This is a genomic window from Xanthomonas sp. 1678, assembly GCF_031455575.1.
Taxonomy (GTDB): Bacteria; Pseudomonadota; Gammaproteobacteria; order Xanthomonadales; family Xanthomonadaceae; genus Xanthomonas_A.
Genome location: NZ_JAVDSZ010000003.1, coordinates 694,115 through 705,285, shown reverse-complemented (window position 1 = coordinate 705,285; position 11,171 = coordinate 694,115). Strand labels below are relative to the sequence as shown.

11 protein-coding genes are annotated in these 11,171 nt (G+C 65.1%); all 11 read left to right on the top strand.

Translation table 11 applies throughout. The features are described 5' to 3' along the window. A partial coding sequence (locus J2Y70_RS09190; RefSeq protein WP_309916192.1) for a thioesterase domain-containing protein occupies window positions 1-1,299 on the top strand: 1,299 nt, incomplete at its 5' end. A 94-nt stretch (window positions 1,300-1,393) separates the two neighbouring features. Beyond that, window positions 1,394-1,747, top strand: a complete 354-nt coding sequence (locus J2Y70_RS09185) for a DUF6249 domain-containing protein (RefSeq protein ID WP_309916189.1) — start codon at window positions 1,394-1,396, stop codon at window positions 1,745-1,747. 57 nt (window positions 1,748-1,804) lie between these two features. Continuing rightward, window positions 1,805-2,338: an RNA polymerase sigma factor gene (locus J2Y70_RS09180; protein WP_309916186.1), complete on the top strand. Its 534-nt coding sequence runs from the start codon at window positions 1,805-1,807 to the stop codon at window positions 2,336-2,338. Further along, window positions 2,335-2,685 carry a hypothetical protein gene (locus tag J2Y70_RS09175; protein WP_309916184.1) on the top strand — a complete coding sequence of 117 codons (351 nt, stop codon included), beginning with the start codon at window positions 2,335-2,337 and terminating at the stop codon, window positions 2,683-2,685. The genes J2Y70_RS09180 and J2Y70_RS09175 overlap by 4 nt, the downstream gene beginning before the upstream one ends. A 23-nt stretch (window positions 2,686-2,708) precedes the next feature. Then, window positions 2,709-3,422 (top strand): ABC transporter ATP-binding protein, encoded by a 714-nt coding sequence (locus J2Y70_RS09170; RefSeq protein WP_309916180.1) that lies wholly within the window; start codon window positions 2,709-2,711, stop codon window positions 3,420-3,422. Further along, window positions 3,419-5,833, top strand: coding sequence for an ABC transporter permease (locus J2Y70_RS09165; RefSeq protein ID WP_309916160.1), 2,415 nt, complete (start codon window positions 3,419-3,421; stop codon window positions 5,831-5,833). Before J2Y70_RS09170 ends, J2Y70_RS09165 begins: the two co-directional genes overlap by 4 nt. A 9-nt stretch (window positions 5,834-5,842) precedes the next feature. Further along, complete coding sequence (locus J2Y70_RS09160) at window positions 5,843-6,856, top strand: TauD/TfdA family dioxygenase (RefSeq protein WP_309916157.1); 1,014 nt, start codon at window positions 5,843-5,845, stop codon at window positions 6,854-6,856. 20 nt (window positions 6,857-6,876) lie between these two features. Next, window positions 6,877-7,920, top strand: coding sequence for a TauD/TfdA family dioxygenase (locus J2Y70_RS09155; protein WP_309916155.1), 1,044 nt, complete (start codon window positions 6,877-6,879; stop codon window positions 7,918-7,920). Window position 7,921: 1 nt separating this feature from the next. Continuing rightward, window positions 7,922-8,851 (top strand): ABC transporter six-transmembrane domain-containing protein, encoded by a 930-nt coding sequence (locus J2Y70_RS09150; RefSeq protein ID WP_309916152.1) that lies wholly within the window; start codon window positions 7,922-7,924, stop codon window positions 8,849-8,851. A 22-nt stretch (window positions 8,852-8,873) separates the two neighbouring features. Beyond that, on the top strand, window positions 8,874-10,130 hold the full coding sequence (locus J2Y70_RS09145) for an HlyD family efflux transporter periplasmic adaptor subunit (protein ID WP_309916149.1): 1,257 nt from the start codon (window positions 8,874-8,876) through the stop codon (window positions 10,128-10,130). 324 nt (window positions 10,131-10,454) lie between these two features. Further along, on the top strand, window positions 10,455-11,138 hold the full coding sequence (locus tag J2Y70_RS09140; protein ID WP_309916147.1) for a TetR/AcrR family transcriptional regulator C-terminal domain-containing protein: 684 nt from the start codon (window positions 10,455-10,457) through the stop codon (window positions 11,136-11,138). The last annotated feature ends 33 nt before the right edge of the window (window positions 11,139-11,171 follow it).

Here is an 11,171-nt window from a genome sequence, read left to right as displayed (position 1 = left end):
GTGCACTACCTGCCAGGGCAGGGCGTGGCGGAGGCGACGCTCGAGGCGCAGGCACGCGAGCACCTGCGGCGTCAGCTGCCGGGGTTCATGCTGCCGCAGGAGTGGGTCGCGCTGGAGGCGTTGCCGCTGAGCGCCAACGGCAAGATCGATCGCAATGCGCTGCGTGCCGGAGACGCCAGCCGCGGGCGCGGCCAGCTGGCGCCGCGCGCGGTGGAACCGCCGCGCAATGCCACCGAGCAATGGATGGTGGCGTTGTGGCAGCGCCTGCTGAAGGTGGAGCAGGTCGGCATCGGCGACAACTTCTTCGCCCTGGGCGGCCGCTCGCTGCTGGCGTTGCAGGTGATCAACGCGGCCAACCGCCAGTTCGGTTGCCAGCTGTCGATGGTCGATGTGTTCAAGCACCCCACCATCGGCGAACTCGCCGGCAGAATCGGCCAAGCCGCGGGCGCTCCCGCGTCCAATGGCGGCTGCAGCCTGGTGCAACTCCAGCGCGGACGCCAGCCCGCCAGCGGGGGCGCACCGAAGCGCTTGATCCTGGTGCATCCGATCGGCGGCGACGTCGCGTGCTACCACGAACTGGTCACGCGTCTGGATCCGGGGTGGGACGTGCTGGGCATCCAGATGTCCGACGAGCACGACATGAGCGTCGAACAGCTGGCGCAGCGCTATGTGGCTTTGGTGCGGTCGGTGCAGCCCGACGGGCCCTACCATCTGGCGGGCTACTCGCTGGGCGGTCTGCTGGCCTTCGAAATGGCAGGCCAGCTCGAAGCGAACGGACACGCCGTGGGCTCGGTGAGCATGATCGACTCGGTGCTGATCCACAGCGCCTTCGAGGGCGTCGACGCCGATCTGGTCGCGTTCATGGTGCTGCTGCAGGAACTGGGTGTGGTGGACGAGCAGCATGTCGACGACCTCGTGGCCGTTCATCGCATCTACGGCCCCGAACGTGCGCTCGTCCACGCAGCGGAGCACGCCGCGGCGCAAGGCCTCCTGCCGGCCGCGGTCGGTGTGGGGGCGCTGCGCGAGCGCTTCCGGTTGTGCCGCAGCAATTGGGAGGCGGCGGCGAACTATCCGGGGCGGCCATACACCGGCGCGGTCCAGTTCATCGGCGCCAGCGTGGATACGCTGGCCTGGGAGCAGCGCGGCTGGGACGCCCTGGCGCGCGTGGAGGTGGCGCAGCCGCTGGAGTGCGACCACTTCCAGATCCTGCGCGCGCCGCATGTCGACAGCGTGGCGATCTGGTTGGGCAAGACCGTGAGCCGGGCCGGCGAGGCGTTGGCGGAACTGGAGGAAGTCTAAAAAAAATATCGGATGCCTGCATCCAAACGCCGCCCTGGCCGACTCCAATCAATACAAGGCTCACGTAGCCCGCCCACGCAACGAGATCAAAACCATGGACAGCAACTTCATTCCGGTCATCGGTGTTCTGAGTATCGCAGTGATGCTCATCACCTTTTCCATCCTCAACAGCCGCAACCAGGTCGAAGTGCAGCGCACGCTGCGCGCCGCGCTGGAAAGCGGCGTGCAACTGAACCCGGCACTGGTCGCGCAGATGAACACCAGCCGCCCCTCGCCCAACAACGATCTGCGGCGCGGCCTGGTGATCATCTCCATCGGTCTGGCGGCCGCGGTTGCCGGCCTGATCACCGGATCGATCACCGAGTTCTCCACGGTCGCGGTGTTCCCGCTGTTCATGGGTCTGGCCTTCCTGCTGATGTGGAAGCTCGACCAGCCCAGCGCCGCCTGATCCCGCTGTCCCGTCCGAACGCCTCCGCCTCCCACCCGAGCACAGACCAGGATGTTGATGTCCTCCAGCGACAACGAACTGATCGCGCGATTCCTCGCTGGAGACCGGCGCGCGGCCGACGATCTGGTCAGGCGCTACCAGTCGCCGATCCGCCACTTCCTGCGGCGGCTCACCGCAGGCGATCACGCGTTGGCCGACGATATCGCGCAGGAGACCTTCATCCGCATGCTCGGCGCGCTCGGAGGCTTTCGTGGCGACGCAAGCCTGTCGACCTGGCTGCACACGGTCGCCTACCGCCAGTTCCTGCGCCATGCACAAGCGAACGCGCGCCTGCAGTCGGTGGAAGATGCGGAAACCCACCCAGAGCCGGTCGATGCCTCCAACGCCATGTCGGACGTGCTGCTGGAACAGATGATGCGGCACCTGACCATCAACGAGCGCCTGGTGGTGACCCTGGCCTTTCCGGCGGGGATGTCGCACGGCGAGATCGCGGACGTCACCGGAATGCCGCTCGGCACCATCAAATCCCACATCAATCGCGCGAAGAAGAAGCTTGCGCGGTTGCTGGACATCGAAGAGGAACAATCGTGAACACCAGCGATTCCAACCGGGACGACCGCGAACGCGGGGCATCCGCCGTGGCCCACATGCTCGCCTACCGAAGCCCGCTCGACGGCGGTGATTTCATCCGCAGCGTCACGACCAAGGCCGTGCGCCGTCGCCGCCACCGCGGCTGGGTCTTCGGCTGTGCGCTGACCATGGCGTCGGCGGTGGCGCTGGCCATGCGGCCTACGCATTTCGATCCCCCGCCGGTCATGGCGGGCCTGTTCCACGAAACAACCCGTATCGTCGGCAGCGTTCACTCGGGAGGACTGCTGGCGATGGTGCTGGTCGTCGTCCTTTGTCTGAGCGCCAGCAAGGCGATGGACAGCATCTGAAGCGCACAAGGAAGGGAAAGCCCATGGAAATCAAGCACAGTCATCCGATTCGTCTGCACAATGTGTCCAAGGTGTACGACACCCGTTTCGTGGAAACCCATGCACTGAACGACGTCAGCCTGGAGATCTCCAGGGGTGACTTCGTGTCGATTTCCGGGCCATCGGGCTGTGGCAAATCGACCCTGCTGTCGATCCTGGGGCTGCTCGACAGTCCCAGCACGGGCCAGTACTTCATCGATGGCGTCGACGTGTCCTCGCTGGACTTCGACGGCGGCGCGGCCATCCGCAACGAGAAGATCGGTTTCGTGTTCCAGTCGTTCAATCTGATCGACGAACTCAGCGTGTTCGACAACGTGGCGTTGCCGCTGCGCTACAGCAGCAAGACCTATAGCGCCAAGGAAATCGATGCAGCCGTGGATGCCGCGCTGGAGACGGTGAACATGCAGCATCGGCGCCAGCATCTGCCCAACCAACTCTCCGGCGGCCAGCAACAGCGCGTGGCCATCGCCCGTGCCATTGTCCACTCTCCCAGCATCCTGCTGGTCGACGAACCGACCGGCAACCTGGATTCGCAGAGCGGCGATGCGGTGATGTCCCTGTTGAAGGCCCTCAACGCCAAGGGCACGACCATCTGCATGGTCACCCACGATCCGGCGTATGCGAACGAGGCCGCAGTCAAGCTGCGGTTGCACGACGGCGCCATCGTCCAGCCGCGCGCCCTGGACATCGCCGTATGAGCCGCCTCGCCTTTGTCCTCCGTCACGCGCTGCACAACGTGCGGCGCAAGCCGATGCTGTCCGGCTCGATCATCGCAAGCATGGGCATCAGCATCGGCGCACTGCTGTGCATCCTGACCCTGTGCTATCTGCTCATCGTGCAGCCACTGCCGTACCGGGACTCCCAGCAGCTGCAAGTGGTCACGCAGGAGTTCGTGGACGGCGAGGGCGAGGTCAAGGGCGAGGCCTACACCTATCCGGGCGTGCTGTATCTGGACGACAAGCAGAGCGTCTTCAGCGAATCGGCAGCGCTCTACTATTCCCAGGACGTCGCCACCTCGCTACCCAATCAGGCCGTGGTCAATACCACCTACGCCAGTCCGCGCCTGTTCACGCTCCTGGACGTGCCGATGCAACTGGGCCGCGCACTGGACGAGCGCGAGAAGCTCAACAGCTTCATGCCGGTCGCGGTGCTCAGCTACGAGGCTTGGCAACAGCAGTTCGGCGCTGATTCCGACATCCTGAAGCGCAAGATCGATATCGGCGGAAAGGCGTTCACCATCGTCGGCGTCACCGCACGCAGCTTCCACGAACCGCAACTGTCCGAAACCGGGCGCAGCACGGACGTCTGGCTGCCGTGGGACTTCAATCCCGCCGACGAAGACAAACGCGGCAGCTGGAGCAGCATCAGCGGCTCGATCTACTGGATGGGGCGGCTGAAGGACGGCGTAAGCGCATCGCAGGCACAGCAGATGCTGACCTCGCTCGCCGATACCCGGTGGCGGCCGGAGGTGGCCGGCAAGCCGTTCTTCGCCGGATGGTCGATCCGCGCCAAGGTCGCGTCGCTGCGCGACTTCGTCACCGGAGACAGCAGCCGCATGGCCCTGCTGCTGCTGATCGGCGTCACCGGCCTCACCCTGATCAGCTGCGTCAACATCTCCTGCCTGATGATGTCGCGCGCGGCCGAGCAGCAGCGCTCGATGGCGATCCAGGCATCGGTGGGCGCGCGCATGCGTCAACTGTTCGTCGGCAAGCTGGCCGAGATCGGGGTGCTGATGACGGCCGCCTGCGTCCTGGGCCTGGTCATCGCGGCGGTGGGCTTCCATATCCTGCAGGCCAGCATGGACACCGTGCTGCCGCGCGTCGGCGAGCTCCGGCTCAACAGCGTGACCTTCGCGGCGGCGTTGCTGATCGGCGCCGTCCTGTCGCTGGTCTTCGCCTGGCTGAGTATCAGCGCGGTGAACTACAAGGCGTTGGCCGGCATGGTCCAGAGCGGCAGCAAGGGCGGCGGACTGCAACTGTCCCGCCGTCGCCAGCAGATTCTGGTCGGGACGCAGGTGGCGATCGCCTCGTTCCTGATCTTCTGCAACATCGCGCTGTTCCTCAACGCGCGCAGCATCATCGATACCGACATGGGCTTCACCGTGGACGGCATCGCCCGCCTGGTGTTGGATGACGCAAGCCAGACCGAGCAGACCGACGAGCAACGCCTGGCGACCCTGCAGGCGGTGCGCGCCTCGCTGGCCGGCACGCCCGGCGTGACCATGGTCAGCCAATCGGGGTCGCCGCTATCCAGCTTCTCCAAGATGGCGCTGACCAACGCCACCAGCGGCACCCCGTTCGCCCCGTTGCGCAAGGCGGTGGACGCCGCGTACTTCCCGATGATCGGACAGCCCCTCGTCGAAGGACGCAATTTCAGCGTGGAGGACGTTCGCGACGGTCGGCGGGTGATGGTGGTGGACCAGGCGTTCGCGGCCGAGATCGGCACCGACCCGCTGCGTGCCCGGCTTTCGACCGGGGACGGCGAGCCCTACGAGGTCATCGGCATCGTGGGCAACATGACCCTGCCCAACGAGGAGCCCGGTCTGCCGCGCGCCTACACGCCGGTCGGCGTGGACGCGAGCTACTTCCTGATCAAGTCCGACCGTGCGCTCGAGCGCGAGGAAGTGGTCGGCCGTGTCAAGGAAGCCACCTCGGCCCTGGTGGTCAACGAGTTCGAGTCGCTGCAATCCACGCTGCGCATGGCCCTGTTCAAGCAATGGGCCACGCTCGCCATCTCGGCTGCACTGACGGTCATCATCGTGTTGCTGTCGGGCTTGGGCATCTACGGCATCGTCAACAATTCGGTGCGCCAACGCCGCTTCGAACTGGGGACGCGGATCGCGATCGGGGCGAAGAAGCGCCAGTTGCTCGGTCTGATCATCCGCCAGAACCTGGTGCCGATCACCGTGGGCATCGTCGTGCAGCTGCTGGCGCTGACCGTGCTTTACGTTTTCTGGAAGGATCTGGTCACGCCGTTCCTCAGCGCACAGCTGATCGCGGTGTTCGCCCTGAATCTCGCGATCGTGATCGGGCTCGGGCTGAATGCCTGCTACCTGCCGATGCGGGCGCTGTTCCGGCAGCCGCCCGCCTTCATCCTCCGCAACGAATAGGTCGCTGCAATGAACAACGTCCTGGAAGACGCATCGCACGCCGAACCCACCGCGACCGGAGGATCGTCCGAGCTCTCCCGTCCCGATCATGCGCTGCCGCTGGTTGTGCAGGAGGGCACGCTGCAGGCGCCACTGGAACAATGGGTCCAAGCCAACAGGGAGACGATCGATGGGATGCTGCACCGACACGGCGCCATCCTGTTCCGCGGTTTCGGCATCGATTCGGCGGAAAAGCTCAACCGCGTGGCGGTCGCGCACGCGGGCGAGTTGCTCGGTTACATCGAGCGCGGCGCGCCACGGGTGCAGCTCGGCGACAAGGTCTATTCCTCGACGGAGTATGCCGCCGAGGAATCCATCCCCATGCATCACGAGATGTCCTACTCGCACCACTGGCCCAGCAAACTGTACTTCTGCAGCCAGTTGGTGGCGGAGGAGGGGGGCTACACGCCGTTGGCCGACGACCGCAAGGTGTTCGCGGCCATTCCCGCGGACATCAAACGGCGCTTCATCGACCGCAAGGTCATGTACGTGCGCAACTATGGCCTCGGGGTGGACATGGACTGGCGCGAGGCGTTCCAGGTGGAGACCCGCGAGCAGGCCGAGCAGTACCTACGTGAAAGCCGCACCGAGTACGAATGGCTGCCTGGCGACGTGCTGCGGACCCGTGCGGTCCGCCAAGCCATCGCCACCCATCCAGTCACCGGGGATACGGTGTGGTTCAACCACGCGCACCTGTTCCACAGTTCGAACATGCCGGAGGACGTCCGCGACTTCCTGGTCGAGGAGTTCGGCGCCGATGGTTTGCCGCGCAATGCGTACTACGGCGACGGAAGCCCCATCGAGGATTCGGTGGTGGCGTCGATCCGAGGGCTCTACGAGGAGCACGCGGTCCGCTTCCCATGGCAGCAGGGCGACGTGCTGTTCATTGACAACTTTCTGTTGACGCACGGGCGCTCGCCCTTCAAAGGGCCGCGCAAGGTCTGCGTGGCCATGGCCCAGCTCTACACCAACAACGCGATTTGACACCAGGGGAGAACAGGGAAATGTTCGTTTTGGACGATATCGATGGCATCCGTCTGCAGGGCTGCGAACTTGCGCTCTTCGGGCAGTCGCAGCCGCTGCCGCTGGTGGTGACGCCGCTTCCCGGGCATGCCGATCGCTTGCTCGACGTTGCCTCGACCTGCCGGGAGGAACTGGAGACCCTGCTGACCCGACATGGCGCCATTCTGTTCCGCGGTTTCGCGATGACCTCGCCGGCCACGTTCGATGCGTTCATCTCGAGCGTATCCTCCGACGCGATGTTCTACAGCGAACGCTCCTCTCCGCGGCATGCGGTGTATCGCAACATCTACACCTCCACCGACCACCCGGCGGACAAGGAGATCGTCCAGCACTCTGAGCAGTCCTACAACAGGTCGTTTCCGCGCAAGATCTTCTTCTATTGCGAGACGCCGTCCGCCAAGGGCGGTGCGACGCCGCTGGCTGACGCGCGAAAGATCTACCGGCGTATTCCACAGGAGACGATCGCGCAGTTCGAGGCCAGGCACTATCGGTACTCAAGATGCTTCTGGCAGGTGATGGGGACCACCTGGCAGACCACCTTCCAGACCGACAGCAAGGACCAGGTGGAAGACTACTGCCGCAGGAACGATATCCACTTCGAGTGGCATCCGGACGACGTATTGAAAACATACCAGGTGCGCCGTACCACGGCATATCATCCGGTGAGCGGCGAGGCGTGCTGGTTCAACCATTGCGCGTTCTTCAATCTTCTGTCGCTCGACGAAGACACCCAGGAGATCCTGCGCGACTCTTTCGAACCCAACGAGCTTCCCAACCAGACCTTCTATGGCGATGGTGAGGAGATCCCCGACGAGATCATCCGCCAGTTGCAGCAGGCATACCTGGCGGAGCGCACGGAATTCTTTTGGCAGAAGGGCGATCTGCTCATGATCGACAACGTGCTGGTGACGCACGGGCGCAGGAGTTTCGAGGGCGAGCGTTCCATCCTGTGCGGAATGAGCGACGCGATCCACTGGGACGATGTCGCCGCCAGGCGCGCCGTCGTGGCGGAGGCCGAGGTCTGACATGAGCCACCACTACGCCACCGACTATTCCCTGTGGGGAATCTTCGGCCGGTTCCGCTGGTCGATCATCGGCACCTTCAGCCTGGTCGTCATCGAGAACGTCATCTTCATCTCCCAGCCGCAGCTGATCGGACGCACCGTCGACGGGATGATCGCGGGGAACTACACCAGCTTCGGCATCTACGTCGCGGTCGCGCTGGTATACGTCTGCGTGACTACCGCGCGCATGAGCTACGACGACCGTACCTATTCCAAGATCCGCGCGCAGCTCTCGATCGAGACCGTGGTCCACCAGCAGCGCGCCAACAGCTCGCTGTCGGAAACCTCGGAGCGTACGGCGCTGTGCGACGAGATCCTCGGCTTCTTCGAGGGGGGGCTGTTTGTGATCGTCAAGTCCTTCGTCGAGATCGTCGGCGCGATGGCGATGCTCGCCTATATCGATTGGCGCATCTGCCTGGTCGCGCTGTGTTCGATGACCATCAGCCAGCTGATCTGGCTGGCCACGCGCTCGCGAGTCAAGGCGCTGTTCACCCAGCGCAACAACCAGCGCGAGAAGAAGGTCGGCGAGATCGAGTCGGGCGATCACGCGCGCATCTCGCGCCATTTCCAGAACCTCGCGCGGATCAAGGTCAAGTTGTCGGACTACGAAGCGTTCAGCTCCGGTGCGTTCGAGTTGATGGGCGTGGCAGTGTTCTGTTTCGCGGCGCTTGCGGCGATCACCCAGGACAATGTGACGGCTGGCGTCCTCATCGCCTGCTTCGGCTACGTCAAATCCTTGAACAACGCGACCACGCGACTTCCGAACATTTTCCATGCGATCGTCGGCGTCAACGAGATCTCCGGCCGGTTGCAGGCGATGACGCGTCACCAGGCTGCGCTCGATCAGGCTTCGATCGGCGGCGCCGGCCCCAGCGAAGCGCAAGCTCGCTAACACCACGACCAGGACGATTTCCATGGATGTACAGAAACAGAAGCCGGGTACGCCCGCCTGGCGTTCGAAGAGCAAGCTGGTCGGTGCAGGAGCCGGCATCGCCGTATTGGTCGCCGTGGTGGCGGCGCTGTCGATGGGCAATGCCATGGCCCTGAGCGAGCGCGACCTGGTGATCGACAGCGTGCAGCAAGGCAGCCTGGACGTGACCGTGGAAGGGTACGGGGAGCTGGTTTCGGCGCGGCAGCAGTTGCTCACCTCGCCGTCGCAAGCCACGGTGAAGGAGATCGTGCTCAAGCCGGGTGCCGAGGTGACCGCGGATTCGGTCATCGTGCGCCTGGACGACCCGACGCTGCTAAAGGAGTTCCAAACTGCGAAGCAGGAGTTGAACGAGGCGGAATCGGCGCTGCGCCAACTGCGCCTCACCAACCAGCGCGAGACCATGAAGGAGCAGGGCAGCCTGGCCGAACTGGTCGCCGACCATGCCACGATCACCGCGCAACGCGAAGCGGAGCAGAAGCTCGTCACCAGCGGCATCGTGTCGCGGATCAGCTTCGAAAAGACGGTGCAGACCGAGCGCCAGTTGGGGCAGCGCATCGCGCTGTCGCGCAGCGGAATGGTCCAGCTCGAGCAGTTGCAGCGCGAATCGCTGGCCGTGCAGGACGAGCAGGTCGTGCAGAAGCGCGCCAACCTGGACCTGGCGCAGGATCAGCTGGATCGACTCACCGTCAAGGCCGGGATCGACGGGGTGTTGCAGAAGCTGCCGGTGGAGGTCGGACAGAGCCTTCCGCCCGGCGAGCAGGTCGCGCTGGTGGGTAGCGCCACCGACCTGGTGGCGCTGATCAAGGTCCCACAGGGCCAGGCGCAATCGGTCAGGGTCGGCAACCGCGTGGCGGTGGACACGCGCCGCGAGAAGATCAGCGGCAAGGTCACCCGCATCGTGCCGATCGTGGCCAACAACACGGTCGAACTGGAGGTCGCATTGCCGGCCATCGCCGGCACCAGCGCACGTCCCAATCTGAGCGTGGACGCGAGCATCATCGGCGACCGCCTGGAGCGCGTGAAGTATGTGCGGCGGCCGGCAGGAGTGTCACCGGGATCGAGCGCGCAGGTGTATGCCATGAAGCCAGGATCCAGTACCGCCACCCGCAGAAGCGTCGCGTTCGGGCGCAGCGCAGGGCCGTACATCGAAGTGCTGTCCGGGCTCGATGTCGGCGAGCGGTTGATCGTCTCCGATCTCTCCAAGCTCAAGCTCGACGGCGAGCGCGTCAGCGTCAACTAGGATCGGTGGCCTCCGCTGGCGTTCGCCGCGGACTCGCTCGGGCCGTATCGGCCCAACACATGTGTCGACCGTGCGCAGGACGCCTCTGCGGCGTGGGCCGGATCGCATCGAGATATCGTCCAGTTGAGGCGCCATGAGTCAGGCGGACCAGCGCCGATTCCGATCCCGCACGTGTCTGCCACCGCCTACGAACCGGCGCCTCGGGCCGCCTGTGCCATCGCCAGCCATCACCACCGCCCGCCGGTCGGCATCGGGGCATCCGGAGCCCTTGCCCACCCAGCCTAACGCTGTTAGATTGCGCCGACTAACGGCGTTAGGGCGAGCATGCGCAGGGCCATCGGGCGGGAACAGATTGTCGAGTCGGCCTTCCAGCTCCTGGACGAGGCCGGCATCGAGGGCGTGAGCCTGCGCAAGGTCGCTTGCCAGTTGGGGATCCGTGCGCCGTCGCTGTATTGGCACTTCAAGAGCAAGCGGGCGCTGGTCGATGCAATGGCCGACGCCCTGATCGAGGACGTGGCGCGCGACATCCCGGCCGGGCAGCCCTGGCGGACCACGCTGCTGCAGATCGCCCACGAGCTGCGGCATGGTTTCAAGGCGCATCGGGACGGTGCGCGGGTCTATGCGGGCACCTATCTGGCCAGCGAAAACGTGCTGCGGCTGGGGGAATCCATGATCAAGGCATTGGCCGAAGCCGGCGCGCCGGTGGACTTCGCGGCCACCGCGGCCATGGACCTTGCCTATTACGTGATGGGTTTCGTCATCGAGGAACAGGCCGTGCCCGACTATCGCCATCTCGAAGATGTCGGCAAGGCCTTCCTGGCCTTGTCGCAGGCGCGCTTTCCGTACTGCTGGCAGGCGCGGCACCTGCTGACCGAGCCGGACTTCGAGCGGCGCTTTGACCAGGGCGTCGGCCTGATGCTGGACGGCATCGAGCGCTGGCTGGCCCAGGCCCACGCCCAGCCCGACGCCGACACACCGCAAGCACAGGCGTCGACCGCCGACGGGTGATGCCGCCGGCACGTCGCGCCGGTCCATCGCGTC